The 26,096-nt window shown below is 64.3% G+C and carries 22 protein-coding genes and 1 riboswitch; of the genes, 3 read left to right on the top strand and 19 right to left on the bottom strand.

Annotated elements, in window-relative coordinates; all coding sequences use genetic code 11:
- Positions 1 to 4 precede the first annotated feature (4 nt).
- From cobD to cobA, 3 genes are read right to left on the bottom strand one after another with little or no spacing between them, the layout of a single operon-like run.
- A complete protein-coding gene (gene cobD, locus GC125_RS14620) occupies positions 5 to 1,030 on the bottom strand; it encodes a threonine-phosphate decarboxylase CobD (protein WP_151986316.1) in 1,026 nt (341 codons plus the stop codon).
- Positions 1,027 to 2,328 (bottom strand): cobyrinic acid a,c-diamide synthase CobB, encoded by a 1,302-nt coding sequence (locus GC125_RS14625; RefSeq protein ID WP_151986317.1) that lies wholly within the window; start codon positions 2,326 to 2,328, stop codon positions 1,027 to 1,029. The genes cobD and GC125_RS14625 overlap by 4 nt, the downstream gene beginning before the upstream one ends.
- Before the next feature lies 1 nt (position 2,329).
- Complete coding sequence (gene cobA, locus GC125_RS14630; RefSeq protein ID WP_286165524.1) at positions 2,330 to 3,184, bottom strand: uroporphyrinogen-III C-methyltransferase; 855 nt, start codon at positions 3,182 to 3,184, stop codon at positions 2,330 to 2,332.
- 47 nt (positions 3,185 to 3,231) lie between these two features.
- Here cobA and GC125_RS14635 point away from each other — a divergent pair, with 47 nt between their 5' ends.
- The gene (locus GC125_RS14635) at positions 3,232 to 4,353 is read left to right on the top strand and encodes a cobalt-precorrin-5B (C(1))-methyltransferase (protein WP_151987942.1); all 1,122 of its coding nucleotides are present in this window, start codon (positions 3,232 to 3,234) and stop codon (positions 4,351 to 4,353) included.
- Positions 4,346 to 5,104, top strand: a complete 759-nt coding sequence (locus tag GC125_RS14640) for a cobalt-precorrin-6A reductase (RefSeq protein ID WP_353617107.1) — start codon at positions 4,346 to 4,348, stop codon at positions 5,102 to 5,104. The genes GC125_RS14635 and GC125_RS14640 overlap by 8 nt, the downstream gene beginning before the upstream one ends.
- Here the strand turns inward: GC125_RS14640 and cobM are convergent.
- From cobM to GC125_RS14675, 7 genes are all read right to left on the bottom strand, one after another.
- Positions 5,099 to 5,878, bottom strand: a complete 780-nt coding sequence (gene cobM, locus GC125_RS14645; protein WP_151986319.1) for a precorrin-4 C(11)-methyltransferase — start codon at positions 5,876 to 5,878, stop codon at positions 5,099 to 5,101. The two genes, GC125_RS14640 and cobM, sit on opposite strands and share 6 nt — an antisense overlap.
- A complete protein-coding gene (gene cobJ, locus GC125_RS14650) occupies positions 5,875 to 7,698 on the bottom strand; it encodes a precorrin-3B C(17)-methyltransferase (RefSeq protein WP_151986320.1) in 1,824 nt (607 codons plus the stop codon). Before cobJ ends, cobM begins: the two co-directional genes overlap by 4 nt.
- Positions 7,695 to 8,423, bottom strand: a complete 729-nt coding sequence (gene cobI, locus GC125_RS14655; protein WP_151986321.1) for a precorrin-2 C(20)-methyltransferase — start codon at positions 8,421 to 8,423, stop codon at positions 7,695 to 7,697. The genes cobJ and cobI overlap by 4 nt, the downstream gene beginning before the upstream one ends.
- Positions 8,420 to 9,694 (bottom strand): precorrin-6y C5,15-methyltransferase (decarboxylating) subunit CbiE, encoded by a 1,275-nt coding sequence (gene cbiE, locus GC125_RS14660; protein ID WP_151986322.1) that lies wholly within the window; start codon positions 9,692 to 9,694, stop codon positions 8,420 to 8,422. Before cbiE ends, cobI begins: the two co-directional genes overlap by 4 nt.
- Positions 9,691 to 10,344, bottom strand: coding sequence for a precorrin-8X methylmutase (locus GC125_RS20275; protein ID WP_151987944.1), 654 nt, complete (start codon positions 10,342 to 10,344; stop codon positions 9,691 to 9,693). Before GC125_RS20275 ends, cbiE begins: the two co-directional genes overlap by 4 nt.
- 932 nt (positions 10,345 to 11,276) lie before the next feature.
- Positions 11,277 to 12,548 (bottom strand): sirohydrochlorin chelatase, encoded by a 1,272-nt coding sequence (locus GC125_RS14670; RefSeq protein WP_151986323.1) that lies wholly within the window; start codon positions 12,546 to 12,548, stop codon positions 11,277 to 11,279.
- A 208-nt stretch (positions 12,549 to 12,756) separates the two neighbouring features.
- Entirely contained in the window at positions 12,757 to 13,233 is a 477-nt protein-coding gene (locus tag GC125_RS14675) for a TerB family tellurite resistance protein (protein ID WP_151986324.1), read from the bottom strand.
- Between the two features lie 166 nt (positions 13,234 to 13,399).
- On the opposite strand from GC125_RS14675, the gene GC125_RS14680 reads away from it, so the two are divergent.
- Positions 13,400 to 14,185 (top strand): TSUP family transporter, encoded by a 786-nt coding sequence (locus GC125_RS14680; protein WP_151986325.1) that lies wholly within the window; start codon positions 13,400 to 13,402, stop codon positions 14,183 to 14,185.
- Positions 14,186 to 14,247: 62 nt separating this feature from the next.
- Here GC125_RS14680 and GC125_RS14685 read toward each other — a convergent pair whose 3' ends face one another.
- From GC125_RS14685 to GC125_RS14725, 9 genes are all read right to left on the bottom strand, one after another.
- Positions 14,248 to 15,402, bottom strand: coding sequence for a PQQ-dependent sugar dehydrogenase (locus tag GC125_RS14685; RefSeq protein ID WP_151986326.1), 1,155 nt, complete (start codon positions 15,400 to 15,402; stop codon positions 14,248 to 14,250).
- Positions 15,403 to 15,513: 111 nt separating this feature from the next.
- The gene (cobO, locus tag GC125_RS14690) at positions 15,514 to 16,152 is read right to left on the bottom strand and encodes a cob(I)yrinic acid a,c-diamide adenosyltransferase (RefSeq protein ID WP_151986327.1); all 639 of its coding nucleotides are present in this window, start codon (positions 16,150 to 16,152) and stop codon (positions 15,514 to 15,516) included.
- Positions 16,153 to 16,158: 6 nt separating this feature from the next.
- Positions 16,159 to 16,548, bottom strand: a complete 390-nt coding sequence (locus GC125_RS14695) for a GFA family protein (RefSeq protein ID WP_199864588.1) — start codon at positions 16,546 to 16,548, stop codon at positions 16,159 to 16,161.
- Positions 16,545 to 20,252: a cobaltochelatase subunit CobN gene (cobN, locus tag GC125_RS14700; protein ID WP_151986329.1), complete on the bottom strand. Its 3,708-nt coding sequence runs from the start codon at positions 20,250 to 20,252 to the stop codon at positions 16,545 to 16,547. The genes GC125_RS14695 and cobN overlap by 4 nt, the downstream gene beginning before the upstream one ends.
- A 46-nt stretch (positions 20,253 to 20,298) precedes the next feature.
- A complete protein-coding gene (gene cobW, locus GC125_RS14705) occupies positions 20,299 to 21,351 on the bottom strand; it encodes a cobalamin biosynthesis protein CobW (protein ID WP_151986330.1) in 1,053 nt (350 codons plus the stop codon).
- Between the two features lie 5 nt (positions 21,352 to 21,356).
- The gene (cobU, locus tag GC125_RS14710; RefSeq protein ID WP_151986331.1) at positions 21,357 to 21,890 is read right to left on the bottom strand and encodes a bifunctional adenosylcobinamide kinase/adenosylcobinamide-phosphate guanylyltransferase; all 534 of its coding nucleotides are present in this window, start codon (positions 21,888 to 21,890) and stop codon (positions 21,357 to 21,359) included.
- 4 nt (positions 21,891 to 21,894) lie between these two features.
- Positions 21,895 to 22,530, bottom strand: a complete 636-nt coding sequence (locus GC125_RS14715) for a HupE/UreJ family protein (protein ID WP_151986332.1) — start codon at positions 22,528 to 22,530, stop codon at positions 21,895 to 21,897.
- Positions 22,531 to 22,663: 133 nt separating this feature from the next.
- Positions 22,664 to 23,042: riboswitch (cobalamin riboswitch) on the bottom strand.
- A gap of 47 nt (positions 23,043 to 23,089) precedes the next feature.
- Positions 23,090 to 24,550, bottom strand: coding sequence for a cobyric acid synthase (locus GC125_RS14720; RefSeq protein WP_151986333.1), 1,461 nt, complete (start codon positions 24,548 to 24,550; stop codon positions 23,090 to 23,092).
- Between the two features lie 58 nt (positions 24,551 to 24,608).
- Entirely contained in the window at positions 24,609 to 25,859 is a 1,251-nt protein-coding gene (locus tag GC125_RS14725; protein WP_151986334.1) for a TadE/TadG family type IV pilus assembly protein, read from the bottom strand.
- Positions 25,860 to 26,096: the final 237 nt, after the last annotated feature.

The raw sequence follows: 26,096 nt of genomic DNA on the forward strand, positions 1-26,096 counted from the left end.
CCGGTCAGGATTTCGACATTGCAGGACATTTCGATAGCACATCGGCAAGACGCTCAGCCTCGGAGGCATCCTTCGTCAGGCCGAAACGCAACCAGTCACGCCGATAGTCGAAGGCGCGAACGAGGACATGATCACGGCATAGGTGATCGTAGATGTCCGCTGCTGCAGGATGCTGAACGAGCAGGAATAACCCGCCATCGCCGACGACATGAAGGCCAGCCTGCTCGAGAACATTTCGTGTCTCTCGATTCCGCTCGCCGATCGCCTGTCGCATCGCTTCGATCTGGCCGCGATCCGCCATGATCTCGGCAGCGACCGCCAGCGCCGGGCCCGATACGGGCCAAGGCCCCATCATCGCCTCTATCGCCGACAGGCGGGCCTCCTGCGCAATGACGAAGCCGAGGCGGAGGCCGGCAAGGCCGAAGAATTTGCCGAAGGAACGAAGCACGATCAGGGACTGATGCGCCCCGGCATCGCCCGCCACGCTCTCGCGCGGATCGCAATCGGCGAAAGCCTCGTCGACGACCAGCGTGCCACCCCGCGCGGCCAGCCGGTCGGCAGCGGCAAGAATATCCGCCCGCGACAGAAGCCGCCCATCCGGGTTGTTGGGATTGACGACGATGATCGCATCCGCGTCCGCTCCGAGCGCATCATCGGCCGGCAGTTCATCCACCTGGCAGCCGGCGGCGCGGAACACGCGGGCATATTCGTTGTAAGTCGGCGCGGCGATGACGACACGCCGGCCACCGACCAGAAGCCGCGGAAGCGTCTGGATCGCGGCTTGAGTTCCGGGCACCGGCAAGGGCTGCGGATGGTCGTCCGGCACACCGTAATGCAGGGCAGCGGCGGCGCGCGCGGATGCGGTCAGATCGGCATCAGGAAGGCGCTGCCAGATATCTTCGCCCGGCCCAGTGAATCTCGCCGCGAGCGGGTTGATGCCGGTTGAAAGATCCAGCCAGTCGCGCGGCTGGCCGCCGAACAGCCGGCAGGCGGCGGCAAGCCCGCCACCATGGCGCGGCAATGCGCTCATGCATCACTCGCAAGGTCGATCAAATGCATGAAGGAGCCCGCCACGCGCCCGCGCCGCAAACCCACATGTCCCAGATCGGTGCCGAGTGCATCCGTCACTGAAAAGAGCCGGTCGCCCTCCTCCCGTACGATCGTCGCATAGTGAAACTCATGTGCGTTCAGGCGCGCGGTGAACGGCGCGCCTTCAAGGGGCGTCAGCACGCGGTAGCCGAGATGGCGCCGACGTTCGGCAAAACACGTCGTCAGCGACAGCATGCCGAGCATCGGATGTTCGATACCGTCGGCATCGATAAGCCCGTCACCCAGCACCATGTAGCCACCACATTCCCCGAGGATCGCCGCTCCTCGGTCGCGTGAAGCGGTCATTCCGTCGCGAAACCGCGTCGCCGCAGCAAGCTGCCCCGCGTACAACTCGGGATACCCGCCCGGCAGGTAGATGGCGTCGCAATCGGCCGGCGGGGCTTCGTCGGCGAGCGGCGAAAAGAACGAGACCTCCGCGCCGCGGCGCCGCCAGCCAAAAAGCATGTGCGTATAGGCGAAAGCGAAAGCGACATCCTGCGCCACCGCAATGCGGTGTCCCGGCGGCGGCAAGCGGTCGATATTGGCCTCGCTCTCCGGCTGCCGGAAAAGTCCCGCTGTGCGCAGTACGGCATCGAGATCGACGCCGACCGTCACCGCATCGGCGGCGCACTCAATGAACGCTTCGAGCCCCTCGTGCTCCTGCGCCTGGACAAGACCGAGATGTCGCTCGGGCAGTTTCAAGGCCGGGTCGCGCATCAGCGTGCCGAACACGGAAATGCCCGCTCGGTCGAGCGCATCCCGCAGCATCGCCGCATGACGCTCGCTCGCGACATTGTTGAGGATCACGCCGGCGATCATCACACCCGCGTCGAAGCGGGCAAAGCCCCGAACGAGCGCCGCGATGGAATGCGACATCTTCGATGCATCTACGACGAAGACGACCGGCAGCCGCATGAGCCGTGCGAGATCGCCGGACGAGCCCCGCCCGTCTGCCGCCGCGTCAAAGAGCCCCATCATGGCTTCCACCACGAAAAGCTTGCCGCCCGCCATCTGCAGGCTGGCATTGGCAAGCATGAGTTCGGGGCGCATGGCCCAGGGGTCGTAATTGAAACAGGCAGAACCTGCGGCAGCCGTGTGGAATGCCGGATCGATGTAGTCGGGGCCGGCTTTGCCCGGCGTCAGCGCGATGCCGCGCCGCTTGAGCGCGCGCAGGATCCCGAGCGTGACCGTCGTCTTGCCCTGCCCCGAGCTCGGCGCTGCTATCAGGAAGCCTGCCATCTCAGCCGGCGTCCCGCTTCTGGTCGCTCCGATCGCCCATCGGATCGGCTGTCAGCGCCTTGCCGCCGAGTGCGCCCAGCCAGTCGAGGCCTGCGCGCAGCCGCACGACTTCGCCCAGAACGACGATCGCCGGCGGTGCCAGCCCGGCATCCTCAAGCGCCGGAAGCGCCTGCCCGAGCGTCGTGACGAGAACGCGCTGCTCGGCCGTCGAAGCATTGCAGACGAACGCCATCGGCTCGTCCGCCCCACGACCGGCCTCCAAAAGCTTTTCGACGATGACGCCGATATGCTTCATCGCCATGTACATGACGAGGACCGGCGATCCCTTCGCGACGGCGTTCCAGTCGATCCGGTCCGGCACGAGGCCGGACGAATCATGGCCGGTGAGAAAGGTCACCGTGTGGTTCGTCTCGCGGTGGGTCACGGGAATGCCCGCATAGGCCAGACCGCCGATGCCCGACGTGATGCCCGGCACGATGCGGAACGGCACCTCGTGCTCCACGAGCGTCAGCGCCTCTTCCCCGCCCCGGCCAAACACGAACGGATCGCCGCCCTTCAATCTCAGGACGCGGCGTCCGGCGCGCGCCAGCTCGACGAGCCGGAGCGAAATGTCCCGCTGCTTCGGCGAAGGCTTGCCGCCGCGCTTGCCGGCGAAGATCATCTCGGCACCCGGCCGCGCCCATTGCAGGCACGTTTCATCGACCAGCGCATCATGCACGACCACATCGGCCTGCATCAGCGCATGGACCGCGAGCATCGACATCAGGCCGGGATCGCCGGGGCCGGCGCCGACCAGCCAGACATGGCCGGGCAGAAGCTCGGGCAGGCCGGCAAAAGGCGATGATGATTGCCTCAACGGCCGGTCTCCTTTCCCAGCGCAATGCGCTCGCCTATAAGCGAGCCATGGTCGACGACGCTACAGCCCGCGGCAAAAGAAGCAAGCCAGCCGGCGACGGCGGCGCGGCTCCTTTGCGACGTGGCTGGACGACGGGTGCCTGCGCCACCGCCGCGACCAAGGCGGCGCTGACCGCGCTCGTCACCGGCAACTTTCCAGATCCCGTGACGATCCGCCTTCCAAAAGGTGAAGAACCCGCCTTCCCGCTTGCTGTCGAGACGCTTGCCGACGGCGTCGCTTCGGCCGGCATCGTCAAGGATGCAGGCGACGATCCTGACGTTACCCATGGCGCGACGGTGATCGCGTCTGTCCGCTTCCTGCATCAAGGCGTGGGCATCGTCTTCCGCGCCGGTTCGGGCGTCGGCATGGTGACGAAGGCCGGGCTCCCCGTGCCAGTCGGCGAAGCCGCGATCAACCCGGTCCCCCGCGCCATGATGCGGGCGGAAATCGAAGCGATTTGCACTGAACATGGACGTTCGCCGGATGTGGAAGTCACGATTTCCATACCCGGTGGCGAGGCGCTCGCCGAAAAGACCTGGAACCCGCGGCTTGGTATCGTCGGCGGGCTTTCGATCCTCGGCACGACGGGCATCGTGCACCCCTTTTCCTGTTCCGCCTGGATCCACTCCATCCATCGTGGCGTCGATGTCGCACGCGCCGAAGGACTGACCCATGTGATCGCCGCGACAGGCTCGACCTCGGAAGCCGCGGCCCAGGCGATCTATGGGCTTTCCGAAATCGCGCTGATCGACATGGGCGATTTTGCGGGCGGCCTGCTCAAATATCTGCGCGTGCACCCGATCGAGCGGCTGACGATCGCAGGCGGTTTCGCCAAGCTGACGAAGCTCGCGCAAGGAGCGCTCGACCTGCATTCCGCGCGCAGCCAGGTCGACATGGCGTTCCTCGCCGATCTCGCGGAGACCGTGGACGCCGAACTTCGCGAGCGGATTCTCAATGCTAATACGGCACTCGAAGTGCTTGAGACGACGCGCCTTTCGGGCATCGATCTCGCACCGCTGATTGCGGCGCGTGCCCTTGAGACGGCCATCGCGACCTTGCGGGGCGCGGCGGTGAACGTGGAAATCATCGTCACCGATCGCCGGGGAGACATTCTTGCCCGCAGTGCCTGAAACGATCCTGATCCTCGGCGGGACGCGCGAAGCGGCCGAGCTCGCGGCGAGGCTCGCGGCCTCCGGCAAGGCCCGCATCGTCACCTCGCTTGCCGGCCGGACGCGCGAACCGAAACCGCTTGCCGGCGAAACCCGGGTCGGCGGCTTCGGCGGCGCGGAAGGTCTCGCGGCATATATCAAGGACAATGCGGTCGACCTCGTGATCGACGCGACCCATCCCTTCGCCGGCACGATCTCTGCCAATGCAGGGAAAGCCGCGGATTTCTGCGCCATCCCGCTTATCAGCCTTGCACGCCCCGCCTGGCAGCCTGTCGACGGCGATCGCTGGAAGCGCGTCGCGACCATCGCAGATGCCGTTACCGCCATCCCGACGGATGCAACGGTGCTTCTTGCACTCGGCCGCCAGCACATCGCGCCCTTTGCCGGCCGCTCCGACGTGACCTTCGTCATCCGCATGATCGACGAACCGGAAAGCGACCTGCCCTTTGAGCGCGCCGTGCTTGTGCTCGGCAAGCCCGATCTCGACGTTGACGCCGAGGAGGCGATGCTGGCTGGGCGTGGCATCGACATGATCGTCTGCCGCAACTCCGGAGGCCGGGGCGCATATGCCAAGATCGAAGCCGCCCGTCGGCTCGGCCTCCCGGTGCTCATGATCGACCGTCCGCCGAACCTGGTTGGCCTGCACAGCTACGCGTCCGTCGAGGCGCTGCTCGGAGCGGAACTTTTGCGCAGGCTTGCCGACCCTTCATGAAGTCGCCCGCTGCTTCTTGCCGCGATTGCGCAGCACATGGGCGTAATCGGCGTCATAGAGCGCCGAATCTCGGAACTCGACATCGCCGAACACCTTGCCGACCATGACGAGCGCCGTCCGGGTGATCTTTGCCTCGCGCACTGCATCCTTCATCCCGGCAAGCGTAGTGCGGATATAGAGCTCGTCGGGCCACGTGGCGCGGTACGCGATGACGACCGGGCAATCCGCACCGTAATAAGGTTCCAGCGCCTCGCGGATATAGACGAGGTTGCGGATCGAGAGATGGATGGCGAGCGTCGCGCCGGAGCGGCCGAGGATTTCCAGTTGCTCGCCCTCCGGCATCGCCGAGGCCTTCATGCCGGTGCGGGTCACGATCACCGTCTGGGCGATTTCCGGCAGCGTGAGTTCCGTCTTCAGCTTCGCGGCGGCGGCGGCGAAGGCGGGAACGCCCGGCACGATTTCGAAATCGATGCCGAGCGCGTCGAGCCGGCGCATCTGTTCGGCAACCGCGCCGTAGATCGACGGGTCGCCGGAATGCACGCGGGCAACGTCCTCTCCGCGCTGATGCGCGGCCACGATCTCCTTGATGATCTCATCGAGATGCATCGGCGCGGTATCCATGACGCGCGCACCCTCCGGTGCAGCCTTCACGATCTCTTCCGGCACCAGCGATCCGGCATAGAGGCAGACCGGGCAGCGCTCGATGAGCCTGAGGCCGCGCACGGTGATGAGATCCGGCGCTCCGGGCCCGGCTCCGATGAAATAGACCGTCATGACGCTGTTCCCATCGCTGTTCCCGCCTTCCCGGCATAGCCGCGAGGCGTATAGACCCATGTGCGCCCTTCGCCCGTCTTGACCGTTCGAGTTTCGGACGAGCCGACGATCACCACCGTCAGCATGTCCACATCGTCGACCTGAAGCTCTGCGAGCGGCACGATCCTAACGATTTCGCCCTCGCGCCCGAGATTGGTGGCGAGCACCACGGGCGTATCTGCCGGCCGATGTTGAAGCAGCACATCGCGGGCATACGCGAGCTGCGTGCGCCGACGCTTCGAGACGGGATTGTAGAAGGCGATCACGAAATCACCCTCCGCCGCCGCCGTGACGCGCCGCTGGATATCCGCCCAGGGCGTCAGCAGATCGGACAGCGAAATGGTGCAGAAATCATGCCCGAGCGGCGCGCCCACACGCGCAGCAGCTGCTTGCAGAGCCGAAATACCCGGCGAGACGACGATCTCGATCCGCCGCGCCGCATCCGTCAGCCCCGCCTCCCCGCCGGCCTTGTCCAGAAGCTCGAAGGCAAGCGTCGCCATGGCATAGATACCGGCATCGCCCGAACAGACGAGCGAGACGGTCCGCCCGGTGCCCGCAAGCTCCATGGCGTGGCGCACACGCAGCTCCTCGGCACCCAGATCAAAATCATGCCGCATCTTGCCGTCCGCCAGGCGCCCGAGCAGGTCGATATAGAGGCCGTAGCCGACGAGATCGCTCGACCGCTCCACCATGCCGCTCACTTCCGGCGAGCGCCAGGCGTCACTGCCCGGCCCGATGCCGACGATAAAGAGCGTGCCGCGCGCCCGCCCGATGGTTTCGGAGTCCAAAGGCGCGGTTGCCCGCGCAATGGCCGCCGTAACTGCCCGAGTCTTGCGCTTCGGGACGATGAACGCGCCTTCCGGACCCACGGCTGCAAGCGCCGCACCTTCGGCCACGCCGTGGCATCCGACTTCCGCAAATACGATGTCGGACGGGTTTTCCAGCCGCTCGACTTCAGCTTCTAGCGTCGTCGCATCGAAGAAACGCGCGGGCACGCCAAAATGCGCGGCGACGGCATGGATGGCGGTCTCATCCGCCTTGAGATCAAGCGACGCCACAGCCGCGAGGCTTTCCGGAGCGAGCCCGGCGGATGACAATGCGTCCTCGGCAAGTGCGATGGCTTCGGCCGCAGAAGCACCGCGCTCGCAGCCCATGCCAAGCACGAGCGTCGCGGGATGATAGACGAGTTCCCGCGGCCCCGGCTTCCGGGCGGTGTGCGTCACTCTCAGGGTAATGTCGCCACCGGCGTCGATGGGCAATCGGCTCTCCTGCAACCAGTCGGCCTGCCCTTCGAGGCGGACGGAGGCGCCGGCAACGAGATCGGCCATCACGGCGCGCGCGGCCTGGGGATTGGCCAGCCGGTAGCCCCTGGGCGGATCGTCGAGCGCCACGCCGAAGCGCAGATCCCCCGCCGTCGTGATCGCCGCGTGGGCGGAGAGTGCAGCCGCGATGGCCCGGGCGAGATCGTTGGCGCCATGGTGCCCGCCAAGAAGCGGCACGACGCTTGCGCCATCCTCGGAGACGGCAACGACCGGCGGCTCGGCATGCTTGTCGGCAAGTTGCGGCGCCAGAAGCCGGATGATCGCACCGGTCGCCATCAATGCGACGATCGGGCGGCCTTGCTGATAAAGCGAGGCCAGATGAGCGCCCGTGTCCTCGAACGGCACGTCACTGACGTCCACCCGGCGTGCAAGCCCGTGGATATCGCCGCCGATCGCGGCGGCGATCTTGGACGCCAGCGGCACCGCATGGGTCGACAGGATGACGATCGCGGGCTTCATCGGTTCGACCCCGTGAGATCGGCGATCCAATGCTCGGCACCCTTGTAGACGAGGATCATCGAGAAATAGGGCGCTGCATCTTCGGTGACTGCGCCGAGTGGCAAGACGCGCTCGGATGTGAGCGTGACGCGTTCGAGATAGAGGCTTGCGGCCTCCAGATTCAATGTCTGAAGCAATTGCCTGATCCGGTTGAAATGGCGGCCGATCTTGATGATCGCAAGTGCGTCCGCGGCCTCGATCCGTGCCTGAAGCGCGGCATCGTCGAGCGGCGCCGGCAGCACCGTCAGCACGTCGTTGCGCGCGGCAAGCGGCCGCCCGGCAGCGGCGGCAGCGGCGACCATGGAAGATACGCCGGGCACGATCTCGGTCCGATGCGCGCCGGCGAGCCGCTCGAAAAGATACATGAAGGAGCCGTAGAAGAACGGATCGCCTTCGCACAGCACCGCGACGTCGTCTCCCGCAACAAGCGCGGCGCCGATCTCCGCGGCTGCCTTGTCGTAGACCGTGCGGGCCGGGAAGCGCTCGACGCGCATCGGCACGACAATCGGGATTTCGCGCTGCTCAGGTTTCAGAAACCCTGCGACGATCGAGCGTGCGAAGCTTTCACCGCTATCGGGCGCAGGATAGGCGACGATGGGCGCCGCTGTGAGGATGCGATGCGCCTTCAGTGTGAGGAGTTCCGGGTCGCCGGGACCGACACCCAGCCCGTAGAGCGTGCCGCTCATGGTTGCCTTCCCCCTGAACCATCCGCTGGCTTCGTCACCGACCAGAGCGTCACCGGCATCAGCGGCTTCCAACCCATGAAGCGGCCGACGGGCTCGGCCCGCGAGACGGCCATGCGCACGAGGTTTCCGCCGAAGCGGGCGTGTAGATCGAGAAGTCGCGCCTCGCTTTCCAGCGTCACGGCGCTCGCCACGAGGCGGCCATTACCACGAAGCGCCGCCCACGCCGTCTCGAACGTCCCTTCTGCTGAAATTCCCCCGCCGATGAAGACGGCGTCGGGCCGGGCGAGCCCTGCGAGCCCCGAAGGTGCACGGCCTTCGACGACCGCCAGATGCGGCACGCCGAGCGTCTCGGCATTGGCGCGGATCATGGCGAGCCTTCGCTCGACCGGCTCGATCGCGATCGCCTGGGCGAGCGGCGCAGCCCGCAACCACTCGACGGCGATCGACCCGCAGCCTGCACCGATATCCCAGAGCAAACGACTGCCGCCGGGACGCAGATGCGCCAGCACAGCCGCGCGGATCTCGCGCTTGGTCAACTGGCCGTCGTGCTCGAAGGCATCGTCGGGAAGTCCCGACATCGGTCCGTCGATCAGCACGCTGGCATCGGCGATGCAGGTGATCGCCAGCGTGTTGAAGTCCGCGAACAGTTGACCTCCCGCCTCCCTCGCTTCGAGATCGACGATCCGCTCTTTCGGTCCGCCGAGATGCTCCAACACCGTCAGCCGTGACGCACCATAGCCGGCGCGTGCGAGTATCGCCGCTGCCTCATGCACCGTCTGGCCATGGGAGGTCAGCGCCAGAATTCGCTGCCCGTCGGCAAGATGCGCGGCAAGGCGAGCGACGGGTCGTCCGTGCAGCGAAATACAGGAGACGTCCTGAAGCGGCCAGCCAAGCCGGGTCGCCGCAAGCGAAAAGGCCGAGGGTGCGCCGATGATCTCCATCTCGGCAGGCGTAATGTGGCGGGCAAGCGTCGAGCCGATGCCGAAATGCATCGGATCGCCCGTTGCAAGGATGACGAAGGGCATGCCGCGCCGCGCGAGGATTGCGGCCAGCGTCGCTTCGAACCCCTCGCTCCAGTCGAGAACAATTTTGCCGGCAAGGTTGGCGCCTGGCAACCCGTCGAGCACGCGCCGCGCACCGAGAAGAGTCTCAGCTTCGGCAATCGCCGCCAAGGCGCGCGGCGACAGTCCGGCGACGCCCTCTTCCCCGCTCCCGACGATCGTCAACCAAGGCGCGGTTCTATCGGTTGGCTTGCCATCCGCTGAGCTCATCGGCTGGCCTCCAGCGCGAGTGCATTGACGGCAGCCGCCGCCATGGCGCTGCCGCCACGGCGACCAGTGACCGTGATGAAGGACATGCCATGCGGCAGCGTCGCAAGCGCGTGTTTCGATTCCGCCGCGCCAACGAAGCCGACGGGCATGCCGATGACGAGCGCCGGCTTCGGCGCGCCGGCCTCGATCAGTTCGAGAAGCCTGAACAGAGCGGTCGGCGCATTGCCGATCGCAACGATCGCGCCCTCCAGATGCGGTAACCAGAGATCGACCTGCGCGGCGGAGCGCGTCGTCCCGTGGGTTTTCGCCAATGGTGCCACGCCCTTTTCGTTCAGAAGGCAGATGACCTCGTTATCGGCTGGCAGGCTGCGCACGATGATGCCATGGCGGACCATTTCCGCGTCGCACAGAATGGGTGCTCCGGCTCGAAGTGCCGACCGCCCGGCAACCGCCGCGTCGACCGAGGCTTCGATATCGCCGATGAGATCGACCATGCCGCAGGCATGAATCAATCGCACAGCGACGGTCCGCAAATCCTTGTGAAGACGCGAAAAATCCGCTTCTGCCTCGATGGTCGAAAACGAGCGCCGATAGATTTCGTCCGGATCGCGGATATAATCGAGTGATGCCGGCGCTGGTGCCTGCTTCATAGCAGATGCCGGCTTTTTCCGGCCGACCGGCGGGATGGCCGCCTTCAAGGTCGTGGCGCCGACGATCCAGCCTTCCTCGCGGACGACCGCATCGAGATCCGCCTGACCCAAGCCAACCGGTGCCGCGAGATGCGGTTCCAGCGCATCGGCGGCATCCAGCGTGGCGAAGGTTTCGACCACGGCCCGCACCTGCGATTCGTCCAGGCAGGTGTCCCCGGGCTTTTGCTCGACAGGAAGCAGCGACGGATAGATCTCGGTAATGACGACCGGCGCGTCGAGCGCTTTGGCAAAGCGGGTCTCGAATGGCCAGACCTTGAGCTTGCCCACGAGCCGCGGATCGCGGCGCAGCCGCTCCAGCGCGGCGATCCCGACGAGGCTTTGGCTGCCCACGGCACCCGCGCCCGCCAGCTGCCACACGGTTTTGGCGCCCGGCAGTTGCCGTTCGATCAACCGTCGCTCGGCGATGCTGCCCGGCGCAAAGCGTTCCTTGGTGCGAAAAAGCCCGTCATGGTCCGTTTTCGAGCCGTTGCCCCAGAACCGCACGCCGTGGTGGCGAGCGAGTTTGCCGTTGAGCGCGGCGGCGACGGCGAGCCTGTTCGACGCATTCCGATCATCGTCGATGACGGCATCGGCGAGGTGCGCCCAGATCGCTTCCCAGCCGGCTGTGCCGGTCAGCTGCTCTGCCGTGCCTTGCGGATAGCCGAAAGCGAAATCGAAACCGGACATCAGCCGCAGGCCGGCCTGCTCGCAGGCGATCATCGTCTCGACGATGAGGTCGAGCGCGGCCTTGCGGGTCGGCAAATTGCGGTTCCAGGCCAGCGTGAACGCCCCGTTCCGGCGCTCGCCATAGGCGATCCAGATAGAATCCTTGCCGAGCCGCGGCACATTGGCCGCCGACCAGTCGGCCATCAGATAGGCATCGAAGAGCGGCATCAGCGACCGCCCGTCCCCTTCGGCTTCTCCATGGAACGCGGCCCAAGCGGATGATCCGCATGGGGATAGGGATGGTGATGGTGCGCGTGGTCATGGTCATGATTGTGGTCATGCGTATGCCCGTGATCATGGTCGTGGCCATGATGATGATCGTGGGTGTGGTCGTGATGGTGATCGTGGCTGTGCCCATGATGGGCATGATCGTGATGATCATGGTCGTGATGCACATGCGCGACCGGGTCCAGCGCGGCGGGTTGCGCGTGGCTGTGCACCGGCGTGAACGGCAGGCCGTGGAGGCGACAGAAGTCCTCGTCGCGGCATGAGGCATCGCAGTCGCCCTTGCAGGGGCAGTTTTCGAGCCCGCCGCCGATGCCCTCGACATGGTGGTGGTGGCTCTCCTGCGGAAGGCCGACCTCCGCCTCGAAGCCCAGCACCTGCTCGCGATATTTGCACATCTGGCAGTTCATCAGCGCCTGCCCGTCGAGGATCTCCTGCACACGGTCCTGGAACGTGTCGAGCACGAGCGGGTGGTCGTTCAGATAGGAGGCCTTGACGAACTGGATGTCCGGATGGCGCGCGGCAACCGCATCCGTATAGCTGTAGATGCGCTTCACCAACACGCCGGTGAAGAGGAAATAGGGAAACACGACGATGCGCCGATAGCCGAGCCGCGCCGCATGATCGAGACCGGGCTCGACGAGCGGAAAGGTGACGCCGGAATAGCAGGTCTCGCCCCAGCCGAAGCCCATGCCTTCCCAGATCATGCGCATGACCTTGGTGACGTTGGAATTCGCGTCCGGATCGGAAGCGCCGCGACCGACGACCATCAGCAGCGTTTCATGGCGATCGACCGTCCCATGCGCTGCGTCAGCCTCGGCGATCGCTTCGGCAATCCTGTCGCCGGCGGCCCGGATCATCTTCAGGTCGACGCCGAGCTCGCGCCCGTAATGGATGACGACATCGCGGTGCTCGGCCTGGTAGGTGTTGAGCACCGAGGGGATGTCGTTCTTGGCGTGCCCGGCGGCAAAGAGCATGCCCGGCACGGCGAGGATCTTGGTTGCGCCTTCGGCACGCAGCGCATCGAGCCCCGCCGAAATCACCGGATTGCAGAATTCGAGATAGCCGTATTCGACCGCCACGCCCGGATAGCGCGCGCGCAGGCCTTCCGCAACCGTCGAGAATTCCCGCGCCGCGTTCTGATTTCGGCTGCCATGGCCGCAGACCATGATGCCGATCTTCTCGCTGGACGCGTCGGGGATTAAAGAGGTCATGGGCGGCGGCTCTCGGTTTGGAACACGGGTCCGCACGCAACGCCCGCCGCACCGGATAATGGTGCGGTCTGAAGCTCTGACAGCTTCCGGAATCGGCCCCGGATTTCGGTCGGCCTCACCGGATTTTCTCTCAGCCCGCATCCATCGATCGGGCGCCATCGTGCCGGGCGAAGCTAGTCGAGCACACCGCCCCGGTCAAATGAAAGGCTTATGATTTCAAGTGATTTTGCGCAGGCGCCGGTTGCCATTCCTGTGCGGAAAGCCCGAGTGCCGACCGGGCATCCGTGATGAAAATCTGCGCTTGCCGACTAAAAGTGCCGGGCTCCGCGTCGCCTTCGCTCGACACGGCGGCGATTTCGACCATCAGGTCGACCAGTCGTCGCCGCTGATCCATAGGCAGCTGGCTGAGCGAAGCTATGTGCGCTTCCGCATCGACACGCCGCTGCCATCGCTCCAGGTAGCTGTGCAGAGCCATCATCTCTTCGGCCAGGACGCCGAATTGCCGCCCGCAAATGTCGGAGAAGACCTTCATCTCCTTTTCGCGCACGATGCCGTCCGCCAGGATGGTGCGAAACAGCAAGAGCATCTGCGCCACGATCTGCGGTTTGGGATCGAGCCTTCGGGCGAGCTGATTTCGCCGGCGGCGGTGCGTCAGCGATACACCCAGATTGCGGAGCAGGTTCATAATCGACCGCGGCCGCTTGCAAAAGCGATCGCGCCCCAATGCGCCGCCTCAAACGAACCGGCCTGCGCGCGAGAGCCGATTCAGGGCATCCGAACCGACGACACCATTGCCGCCGCGTCCGTGCTCTGCCATAGGCGATCAAAACACACGGGCGCGGCATTCACCATTGGAAGACATCTTATCCACAGCGACGTTGATCCTGGTGATCGCCGCGTTCCTTGCCGGTTTCATCGATGCCATTGCGGGTGGTGGCGGCCTCATCACCGTTCCGGCCCTGCTTCTGGCGGGCGTTCCTCCGGTTGAATCGCTCGGCACCAACAAGCTGCAATCGCTGTTCGGCTCGGCCTCGGCGACGATCGCCTATTCCAGGAAGGGGCATGTCGACCTGAAGAAGCAGTGGCGCTGGGCCGTCTATTCGTTCGTCGGTGCCTGCGCAGGCGCGCTTTTGGCAACGGTGATGCCGGGCATCGTCCTCGCGACGCTGCTGCCGGTGCTGCTCATACTGATCGCGGTCTATTTTGCATTCAAGCCGGATCTCAACGATCTCGATCGCGCGGAACGGATGCGCCCTGCTCTTTTCGGGATCCTACTGGTCCCGATCATCGGCTTCTATGATGGTCTGTTCGGGCCCGGCACCGGATCGTTCTTCATGCTAGCCTTCGTGGCGCTCGCAGGCTTCGGCGTCCTGAAGGCGACGGCCCATACCAAACTCTTGAACTTCGCGTCCAATCTCGGCGGCTTCGTCGTTTTCGCGCTCATGGGCGTGGTCTACTGGAAGATCGGGCTTCTGATGGGCGTGGCACAATTCACCGGCGCGCGGGTCGGCGCGGGTCTCGCGATGAAGAACGGCGCGAAACTAATCCGCCCGCTTCTCGTGCTCGTCTGCATCGCGCTTGCCGTCCGGCTGCTGATGGATGCCGATCATCCGATCCGGACACTGATCGGCTATTGAAACGAAAAATGCCACCGCGCTGACGCGGTGGCATCGATGTCTAGGCTTCTGAAGTCGAACGATCAGTCGGCCGGCGAGATGCGCAGGATCTGGCCGTTCGAATCATCGGTCAGCACATAGATCGATCCATCCGTGCCTTCGGCCACGTCACGTATGCGCAGGCCGAGGTCTTCCATGTAGCGCGCCTCTTCCGTTGCCGTATCGCCTTCAACGCCGACATGGACGAGCGCTGTCGAGGCGAGGCCGCCGACGAAGATGTCGCCCTGCCAGTCAGGGAAGGCGTCGCCTTGGTAGAAGATCATGCCGGACGGCGCGATGACCGGCGTCCAGGTCAGGATCGCATCTGTCACGCCTTCCATCGTCGCTTCGCCGTCGTTGATGGGGTCGCCCGAATATTCGACACCTTCCGTCACCAACGGCCAGCCGTAATTGTTGCCTGCCTCGATGATGTTCAGTTCGTCGCCACCGCGCGGGCCATGCTCGATTTCCCACAAAACCCCTGTTTCAGGATTAAGTGCCGCGGCCTGAACGTTGCGGTTGCCGTAGGAGAAGATTTCCGGAAGCGCCTCTGCCTGGTCGACGAACGGATTGTCCTCCGGCACGCTGCCATCAGTGTTGATGCGCACGATTTTGCCGAGATGGCTGTCGAGGTCCTGCGCTTGGCCACGGAATTCCGCATCGGAACGCTCGCCGAGCGTGACATACAGCAGCCCGTCATTATCGAAGACGAGACGCGATCCAAAATGGGCGGTGCTCGGCAGCTTCGGCTGCTGCGAGAAGATCACCTCTCCCTCCTCGAGCGCAGTGCCGTCACCGGACAGACGAGCCTTGAACACCGCGGTCGAGTTCGTGCCGTCGGGGCCAGGCTCCGAGAAGCTCATATAGATAAGACGGTTTTCATCAAAGGCCGGGTCGAGCGCCACGTCGAGAAGGCCGCCCTGGTCACGGGCGTCCACTTCCGGCGCGCCCGAAATCGGTTCGGACGGTGTGCCATCTGCGCCGATCAGGCGAAGATTGCCTTCCTTTTCGGTGACGAGCCATGTCTCGTCCGGCAGCTGAACCATGCCCCAGGGCTGGCCGAAACCGGAGGCGAAGGTCTCGACCTGAATCGAGCCATTGCCCGTGTCGTAGGTCTCGTCGACCTGCGCCCAGACGGGAGCGGCAAAGCCAAGAGCAGTCGAAGCCACGATGGCACGGAGGTAGGTTGAGCTTTTCATGATCTTTCCCTCGTCACGATTGTGTTCGGACACGCAACCGTGACGGGCGCTCTCCCGTTCCGCGAAAAAGCCCCCTAGGGACTCACAAATGCGTGAGGGTGGAACAAATGCTCAGTACTCGATCCCAACCTGCGCTTTGACTCCCGAACGGAAGGGGTGCTTGATCATTTCCATCTCGGTGACGAGATCTGCGAACTCGATGAGCTCGTCCTTGGCATTTCGACCGGTGATGATGACGTGCTTCATTTCGGGCTTTGCCTTGAGCACATCGATGATCTCCTCGAGCGGAAGATAATCGTAGCGCAGCACGATGTTGAGCTCATCGCAAAGCACCATTTGGTGTTCGTCGTCGAGGATCATCGCCTTCGCTTTTTCCCAGGCCGCCTGGGCGGCCGCTATGTCGCGTGCGCGGTTTTGCGTCTCCCAGGTAAAGCCTTCGCCCATGGTTGCGAGCGTCACCTGCTCCGGGAACTTGTCGAGCACGTTGCGCTCCCCCGTTCCCCACTTCCCTTTGACGAACTGGACGACGCCGACCTTCATCCCGTTGCCGAGCGCCCGGAACACCAGACCGAATGCGGCCGTCGACTTGCCCTTGCCCTTGCCGGTATGAACGATCGTAAGGCCCTTCTCGATCGTCTTGGTGGCGATGATCTTGTCGCGTGCCGCCTTCTTTTTCTTCATCTTCTCCGCATGGCGCGCATTCAGCTCGTCTTCGCTCAAACCGGCCAGCTTTTCCGACTTTACAGCCATTTTGCGTCAATCCTCTTTGGGCAGCGTGTCGCCGACGACGAGCCAGGGCAGATGCTCGCCATAAAAATCGTGCTTCTCGAGCTGCCAGTCGTGATCGTCTTCGAAAGCAGCGAGAAGCAGGTGATAGTCACCGTCCAGATCATCATGACGGTACCAGATGGGTGATCCGCACCGTCCACAGAAGGCGCGCTCCACGTCAGGCGAGGAGCGGAACGTCTGCGGCGCGGTGCCGGTGAAGCGCACCTGATCCTCAGAGAAGGACGCGAAAGCGGCAACTGGCGCCGACACTGCCCGGCGGCAGGATTCGCAATGGCAGAACGACACCCATTTCGGATCGCCGGACGTTTCGAAGCGCACTGCTCTGCAAAGGCATCGGCCTTCCCTGGTCTTTATCACGAGGCACCCTCCATGAGTTTGGCCAGATCGAACTTGGCGGAATTGCTTTTCGGCGTCCACATGCCGCGGTCGATTGCTTCCATGAAGCGCGCTGCGGTCTCCTTCAGCGCTTCCGGGTTCCGTTCGTGCATGAAGTCCCGCACGTCCTCATCCACAAGGAAGGCGTGATAGGCGAGTTCGAAGTGATGGTCGCGCACCGCACCCGTCGTCGCGGCAAAGGCGAACATGTAGTCGACGGTCGCGGCGATCTCGAAGGCGCCCTTGTAGCCGTGGCGCATCACGCCTGCGATCCATTTCGGGTTGACCACCCGGGCGCGCACGACCCTGCCGATCTCTTCCTCCAGCGAACGGATCACCGGCTTTTCGGGCCGCGAATGGTCGTTGTGATAGACTGCGGGGAGCGCGCCTTTCAGCGCTTCGACTGCCGCCGTCATCCCGCCTTCGAACTGGTAGTAGTCGTCCGAATCGAGAAGATCGTGTTCACGGTTGTCCTGGTTCTGGACCACCGCGTCCACGGTGCCGAGCCGTTCTTCGAACAGGCCGCGCTCCGCGATGCCTTCAGCCTGCGCGCCATAGGCATAGGAGCCCCAGACGAGATAGGCCTCCGCAAGATCGGCTCTCTCGGCCCAACCTTTCTCGTCGATGAGAGCCTGCAATCCCGCACCATAGGCACCGGGCTTCGACCCGAACACACGATAGCCGGCGCGCTTCAGCGCCGCCGCTTCCTCGATGCCCTGCGCCTTGAAAGCCTCGGCCTCCTGCCGCATCCGGGCAGCGATCGGGTTTTCCGACGTATCCTCGTCAAGGGCGCCGACAGCGCGGGCCGCCTTGTCGAAAAGCGCGATCTGGTCGGGAAACGCGTCGCGGAAAAATCCGGAGATCCTCAGCGTCACGTCGACCCGTGGCCGCCCGAGCATCGCCGGCGGAATGATCTCGTAGCCAGTCACGCGGCGGGAAGCGTGGTCCCACAGAGGCTTGACGCCGATCAGCGCCAGGGCCTGGGCGATATCGTCGCCGCCGGTGCGCATGTTGGATGTGCCCCATGCGGTGATGCCGAGCGATGTCGGCCAGTCGCCGTGGTCCTGCGCATAGCGCGTGATCAGGAGTTCGGCCGACTTGCGGCCAAGTTCCCAGGCGGCCGGCGTGGGCACGGCGCGGCTGTCGACGGAATAGAAATTGCGCCCGGTCGGCAGCACGTCCGGCCGTCCCCGCGTCGGTGCCCCGGATGGTCCGGGCGGCACGAAGCGCCCGTCGAGCGCCGTAAGCGTGGCCGCGATCTCGGCTGGGCCCGAGGCGACGATCGACGGCATCAATTGCAGGTCGATTTCACCGAGCACAGCCCGTGTTGCCGCCCAGTCGGCCGGGCAAGCGGTTTCACCGGCGACGAGGCTGGTTGCCAGCAATTCGATTCGCTCGACCGTATCGCCGTGGGTGCGCCATGGGTCGGGCGTGACATCGGCAAGCATCGGCGATCTCGGTCCCGTCCAGGGCTCGGCCAAGCCGCAATCGAGCGGATCAAACGCGAGGAAGGCATCGAGGCTTATCGCGCGCTGCAGGCTCTGGTCCCCGCCCTCGCCCTGACCGCGCGGCACGCGTGCCAATGCGACGGTCAGATCCGTCAGCAGCCGGCCCTCGGGTGCCACGCCGAAAACATGCAACCCGTCGCGGATTTGCATTTCCTTGAGGTCGCAGAGGTAAGCGTCGAGCTTTTCCAGCGCTGCATCGTCTCCGTCTCCAGCTGCGATGCCGACGTCATGGTCGAGGCCGATATCGCGCATCAGCTCGAGAATCTGTCGCTTGAGCAGCTTGATCCGGCGCGGATCGCTGCCGGCGGCCTGATAGTATTCATCGACCAGCGCCTCTAGGTCCTTGAGCGGCCCATAACTCTCGGCGCGCGTCAGCGGTGGCGTCAGGTGATCGATGATGACCGCAGACGAGCGGCGCTTGGCCTGCGTCCCCTCGCCCGGATCGTTGACGATGAACGGATAGACATGCGGCATCGGCCCGAACACGATTTCCGGATAGCACCGGTCCGAAAGCGCCAGCGCCTTGCCGGGCAGCCATTCGAGATTGCCGTGCTTGCCCATATGGACGACGGCATGGGCGCCATAGACCGTGCGGAGCCAGGCATAGAAGGCGATGTAGCCGTGCGGCGGCACGAGATCCGGCGCGTGATAGGTTTCCTTCGGATCGATATTGTATCCACGCGCGGGCTGGATGCCGACGACCGTCTGGCCGAACCGCATCAGCGGCAGCGCAAAACGATCGCCGAGGATGAACGGATCCTGCTCCGGTGCGCCCCATCGAGCGACCACCTCTTCCTGAATCGATTCGGGAAGTGTTGCGAAGAACGCCTTGTAATCATTGAGCGCCATCGTCTCGCGAATTTCGCGGGCATCGACGGCGGCATTGGTCGGCCCGGCCATCAGCGCGGTGATCAACGCATCGCCATCGGCAGGCAGATCGTCGACCACATAGCCCGCGCCTTGCATCGCCTTCAGCACTTCGATGGTGCCGGCCGGCGTATCCAGGCCGACGCCGTTGCCCAGCCGCCCGTCGCGGTTCGGGTAATTGGCGAGCACGATCGCGACGCGGCGGTCGGAGGGTGCAGTTCGGCGCAAGCTCGCCCAATTCGCGGCAAGGTCGGCAACAAAATCGATGCGGTCTGCCAACGGCTCGTGCGCGACGATATTCGCCTCGACCGTCTCATCGTACCGCTCGGCCGATTTGAACGAGACAGCGCGCGACAGGATCCGCCCGTCCACTTCAGGCAACGCCACATGCATGGCAAGATCGCGTGCCGACAGCCCTTGCGCCGACGCCTCCCACGCAGATCGCGCCGAGCCGGAGAACACCACCTGAAGCACCTGGGCGCCGGTCGATTCCAGCACGGTGCCTTTCGTTGCACCGCCCGGCGCCGAGACGGCGAAACCGGTGGCATTGATGACGACGTCCGGCGGCGCCTTGGCAAAGCTTCGTTCGACGGCCGCGATCGAAACTGGGTCTTTGAGGCTGGAAACGAAAAGCGGCGTGACGGCGAAGCCTCGTGCCGAAAGCGCGTCGACCAAGGCTTTCACCGGCGCCGTCTGCCCGCTTTGGACAAGTGCGCGGTAAAATACGATGGAAACACGGCCGGCTTTCGTCCCGTGCTGAGAGCCGTTCTGCGCCCACACGCCGGCTCGCATCAGCGGAACCGCGCCGCCCGGCCTTGTCGAGCCGTCGATCATCGCCGCCGCGTAATCGAGCAGGCCGCGGGCGTTTTCCACCCCGCCCTCGTTGAGAAATGCCCAGAGCGCTTCCCGGTCAGCCGGTCGAACGGTCGAATACCGCGCAAGACCCTCGTCGGGCTTGTCGTCGCCCGGCAGCACCGCCAGCGCGATGCCCTCCCGGGCGGCCGTCGCCAGCAGCGCATCGAGCACATAGGCGAAATAGCTGGCTCCGCCGAGCGCGCGCACGACGATCAGCCGGGCGTGGCGTGCCGTCCGCTCGATGTAGGTATCGACCGACATCGGATGCTTCAGCGTCATCAGGCTCGCGACACGCACGGACCGCGCACCGGCACTGCCGCCCGCCCTGGCAGCCGCGATTGCTGCCAGTTCCGTATCGGCAGCCGATAGGAAAAGGATATCGCCCGGCGTCTGTCCGAGATCGATCGCCTCGTCTCCGTCGGCAATCGAGCCCTTCTGGCTCAGGAGGAGGTGCATGGCCGCCGTCGCTTGCCGCCATTACCGCATGGTCGGCGTTTCATCGTCATCGCGCGGCGTCTTGCAGCGCTGCAGTGATCGCCGCCTCGTCGAGCCCATCATGAAGACCGATGACGACGAGACGCGTCCCGCGCTCCTCGTTAGGCTTCCAGGCACGGTCGAAATAGCTGTCGACGCGGCTCCCCACCGCCTGCACCACGAGGCGCATGGGCTTGCCCTCGACGTCCGCGAAGCCCTTGAGCCGGAGGATGTCGTGGGTCGCGATGACGTCCTTGAGGGCCGACGCGAAACGGTCGGGTGCAGCGACAGCGCCCAAATCGACGACGAAGCTTTCGAAATCGTCGTGATCGTGCTCCTCGCCATTCTCGTGCTCGATCTCGTGATGGGATCGGCGATTGGCGATATCGCTTTCGGTCCCCACGCCGAGCCCGAGAAGGACGGCCGCCGACACGTTGCCACCCGACGCCTCGATCATCTGCGGCTTGCGGCTCGTGCGCGCCGCAACGTCAATCCGCACCGCGGTCATGCGCTCCAGGTCGACGAGATCGCTCTTGTTCAGGATGATGAGGTCGGCCGCCGTCAGCTGATCTTCGAACAGCTCTTCCAGCGGGCTTTCATGATCGAGGCTCTCGTCGGCGGCACGCATGGCGTCGACGCGATCTTCGTCATCGGCGAAGCGGCCGGCCGCGACTGCGGCGCTGTCGACGACGGTGACGACGCCGTCAACCGTGACGCGCTCCTTGATGCCGGGCCAGTTGAAGGCGTTGACGAGCGGTTGCGGCAGCGCGAGGCCCGAGGTCTCGATGATGATGTGATCCGGCAGGCGGTCGCGCTCCAGAAGCTTTTCCATCGTCGGGATGAAGTCGTCGGCGACCGTGCAGCAGATGCAGCCATTGGTCAGTTCGACGATGTCGTCTTCGGTACAGGTTTCGGCACCGCAGCCTTTCAGCACGTCGCCATCGACGCCCAGATCGCCGAATTCGTTGATGATCAGCGCGATGCGGCGCCCTTGCGCATTCATCAGCAGGTTTCGAATGAGCGTCGTCTTTCCGGCGCCGAGGAAGCCGGTGATCACCGTTGCCGGTATCTTCGCTTGCATGGAAACTAACCCTTCATTTTGAGCGGCAGGCCGGCTGCGACGAAGTAGACCTCGTCGGCGACCGCCGCGATTTTCTGGTGCAGGCGCCCTGCATGATCGCGAAAGGCGCGCGCCATGGAATTTTCCGGAACGATGCCGAGACCGACCTCATTGGAGACGAGGATAACGCGTCCGGGCGGGCTGACGAGGAGCGAGACGAGATCGTCGAAATCGGATTCGATCGCAGCATCGCCCTGCTCCTCCATCATGAGATTGGTGACCCAGAGCGTAAGGCAGTCCACCAGCACGACGCGTTCGGGACGCAGGTGCTCGCGCAGCACTCCCGTCAGCGACAGGGGGCAATCATGGGTCACCCAGTCCGCACCTCGATCAACCCGGTGGCGTGCGATCCGGGCACGCATCTCGTCGTCGAAGGCTTGTGCCGTCGCGACGTAATGGCGAGGAAGGCCGGTCTCCCGCGCCAGCGTCTCGGCGAATGCCGATTTGCCGGAGCGGGCTCCGCCGAGGACGAAGACCGCCCCGTTCCGTGCTGCTGCCATCCGCTCAGGCGAGACCGATCGCGGCAAGCAGATGCTCGCCCACGAGCAAAGCGCCAACGCCTGCCACGACACCACCGGAAATCCGCAATGCGACATTCTCGGCAGTTCGGCCCGGTGCGAACAGCGCCGTTACCGCAAGCCCGGCGCCGATCGCAATCAGGTACTGGGTCGCTGCGAAACCGGCGAGGTAGGCGAGAACCGGCGTTGTTTCGGCACCGAACACGGCTTCGCCATAGGCATGACCATGAAAGAGGCCGGCCAGCGCGAAGACGGCAGCGTAGGCGGCCGGCGCGTAGTCGCGGCCCGAAAGCAGCATGATGCCGAGCACCGCGACCGACAGCGCCACCATGACTTCCACGAAGGGCAGTCCCACCGATGCGAGATGTACGAGCGTTCCGACCACCGTCGCCCCGACGAAGAAGAGCGGCATGGCGAAGCGATGACGCGTGAGCGTTGCCGCGATGCCGACGGCGATGATGAAGGCCAGATGGTCGAGCCCGATGATCGGGTGCCCGATGCCGGACAGAAGACCGGCGGAGAATGTGGACGGCGTTTCGCCGCCCATCGGGTGGTGGGCATAGGCAGACGAGGCAAGCACAGTGAAGACTACGGCCGTCAAGCCGCGGTTCAAGACGATCATAAAGACAACTCCCGTGTCAGATGGGCCCAAAATGGCCTCTGAACGGTGTGTTCGCCTGACCGCGCAGCCTCCCCCAATATCCGGGCTTCCCGGAAACGAGACTGTTGGCCAAGAGCGGAACACCCCGTCCCTCTAGGTTCGAAATCGACGGGCAGGTCTCCTGGCTCATGGCTGCAGCATCGGGCGCAATGCCCGATGCAACGGCTTGTCCCTCACCTTCCCGGAGTTTGCGGCGCTGCGCTGGCGGACGATTCGTAGACAAGAGGCGTCCAGCCATGGTTCTGCGCAGTCGCCACTCCAGTGGCTTTTCCGGCGTCCTCGGTCTGGTGGTCCGCAATGCACCACGCATCGCTCCAACCGTCAGACCAAGATCGTCGGATGGGAAAGCCTCGCCACTCTACAGTCGCGGGGTCGGCTGCGATCAAGGCGCCCGGATTGGGTCCACCCCTCGCATTCCCTTTTCATCCCCGAACGCCGATGGCGGCCGAGGAACCTTTCGATGCACTAGAAATAGGCGTGGCGCGCGATCGGTGTCAATCGCGTTTGAGAACTGGGCGCATCATACAACAGCCGCCGAGGCGAGAAGCCTGTCGACATCCAGCACTTGCTCCAGCCGCGCGGCGATGGCGTCGAGGGCGATGTCCACGCCCTGCGCATACCCATCCGCACCGGCCTCGATCCCAAGCGTCGAGAGATAGGCGCGGCGAAACCCATCGGCAGCAAATAGGCCGTGGAGATAGGTGCCCATGACGCGCCCATCGGCCGTCATCGCGCCATCCGGTCGTCCGTCGATCACGACAGGCGCGCGTCCGGCATCGGGTCCCTCGCTAAGGCCGAGATGAATTTCGTATCCCTGCAACGGCTCGTCGAACACCGTCGAATGAGCGGCGACGTTGCGCACGATCTTGTCGGGCTCCATAACCGTTTCAATGTCGAGAAGGCCGAGCCCCTCGACGCGCGACGGGGCGCCTTCGAGCCCGAGCGGATCGGCGACGCTGCGCCCCAGCATCTGGTAGCCGCCGCAGATGCCGACGACATGCCCGCCGCGACGCACATGCCTGGCAAGATCGAGATCCCAACCATTCGCCCGAAAGGCGGCCAGGTCGCCGATGGTGGATTTCGAACCGGGGATCACGATCAGGCCGGCATCGTCCGGCAAGCGTTCGCCGCTGCGCACATAGACCAGTTCGACCTGCGGCTCGGCGGCGAGCGGATCGAGATCGTCGAAATTGGCGATTCGCGACAGAACGGGTACGGCCACCTTCAGCGCCCGCGCCGATCCCGCCACCAATCGCTCGAGCGCCACGGAATCCTCGGCCGGCAATCGAGCCGTCTCGGCCAGCCAAGGGACGACACCGAAGCTTTGCCAGCCGGTAAACCTCGTGATCGCCGCAAGCCCATCGTCGAAAAGCGACACGTCACCGCGAAACTTGTTGATCAGGAAGCCGCAGATCATGCGGCGGTCTTCTTCCGGCAGGATGTGGTGCGTTCCGACGAGCGAGGCGATCACGCCGCCGCGGTCGATGTCGCCGACGAGCACCACCGGTACGCCGGCCTTCGTCGCAAAGCCCATATTGGCGATGTCGCCAGCGCGCAGATTGATCTCGGCAGGCGACCCGGCCCCTTCCACCAGCACGAGGTCGCAATCCTGCTTGAGAAGCGCAAAGCTCTCCATCACCTTTTCGAGCAACTGCGGCTTCAGCGCCTGGTAGTCCCTGCCCCTGGCCTTGCCCACGACGCGGCCGTGAACGACGACCTGGCTTCCCGTCTCACTTTCCGGCTTCAGAAGGATCGGATTCATGTGGATCGAAGGCGCTATGCGCGCGGCCAGCGCCTGCAACCACTGCGCCCGCCCCATCTCGCCGCCATCCTCGGCGACGGCGGCGTTGTTCGACATGTTCTGCGGCTTGAAAGGTTTGACCCTGATCCCGCGGTTGGCCGCAAGCCGGCAGAGCCCGGCCACCAGAACCGTCTTGCCGACATCCGAGCCGGTTCCTTGCAACATCAGCGCTTTTGCCAAAAGACAGTCTCCGGCCGCAGATTGGGTCGGCCGTCCTTAGCACCCGCAATGGCAAAGGTCAGCGGGTGAGACGAAGCGCCGATGATACGAGCGATCCGCCGATATCCTCAAATGCCGCCGACAGTTCGGAAGCCGAATTTGCGTCATAGACATGATCGGCAACACCGGTGCAGGCGGTGTAAAGGTCGGTCAACGTCCCGTTCATGTAATAGGTAACTGCGTAGATCGTATAGCCCTGGTCGCGCATCCGCTGACACTGCCGGATCAACTGGGCATTGACCTCGTCTTCGGTATGCTCGTCGCCGGCTTGTTTTGGATGGTTCTTTCCGTCGGTCATGATGACGACGTGCTTGCCGGGTGTCTCCTCGTAGGACAGAGGCAAATCGGGGTTGTCGGGAAACCAGTGACCTTGCCAATCCGGCGAGAGCGAACGCCAGCCCCAGAGAAGCCCGACCTGCGTACTCGTGCCGTGATTGTTGGTCAGCGCGTTGATCCCGTCCTGGATCACCGCCCTGCTCTCCGTCAGAGCGATCATGCGAGATTGCGGGCAGGTTTCGTGCGGCCCGTCGAACATGGGAAGTTTTTCGACCGTTGGGGAAGCGTCCGTCTCACCATTGGTGCCACTGCGCCAACCGGAACACAGTGCAGATGCGGACGGCGAAAACGCATCCTTCTTCGGGTTTCTTGGCTGCGCATTTGCGACATTGCGGCCCGTCTGGTCCGCCATCCAATCCCAGCCATAGTCGACGAAATTGACGCGGCCGGAGAACGGCACGAGCGACACACGCACATTGGGAAGCGTCGCTTCCGTACCGTAAAATTCATCGATCAGACGGTTGGCTGCCAGCTTCATTTCCGGCATGCGGTTTTTCATGGAGTTGCTGACATCGAGCACGAGCGCCAGTTCCAGACCGCCGCGCCAGACGCTGCGAGCCTGTTTAGCGAAACTCTGAACACCGATATCCGCCGTCGGCGCATTGAGGACCGAGGCTATGCGCAACGGGATCGTGCGGTGGATGCTGAGCTGCAGCTCACCATTCACAAGGGAGACATCCCAATCGAGGTCATCGGCGTAGGCGAGAGACGAGATATAGCGGTCGACCTCGCGACGCGCGACGCTCTCGTCATCCAGGGAGATCCCTGCTGCCATCAGCACAGCCGCATCGGCGATCGCCTGCAAATTGGTACGTTCGCGCAACAGGTTGACATAGTCCACGGCGAGCCCTGCCGCACCCAGGAGCGGCAGGAAAGCCAGCGCGGTGATCATGGCGACGTTGCCGCGGCGATTGGATAGGAATTTTGAAATCATGGCTGAGACGGCCCCTGCTGCACCATGCAAGGGCTAGCGTATGCTACATTAACGATTGCTTACGTTTCGGCATTTCAATCAAGTCTAGGCCTTAAAAGTTCCGAGTATTTACAGTATTTTATCAAACCTAAACCGATCTTGAACCCGAGTTGAACAAGTAGAGGAAGACATCCTTCGCCGCCTCTGGAGGCTGACGCGGAGGATAGCAATTTTGCGACATGCCGTGGCGCTTCCATG

This window comes from Rhizobium sp. EC-SD404 (genome assembly GCF_902498825.1).
GTDB lineage: Bacteria > Pseudomonadota > Alphaproteobacteria > Rhizobiales > Rhizobiaceae > Georhizobium.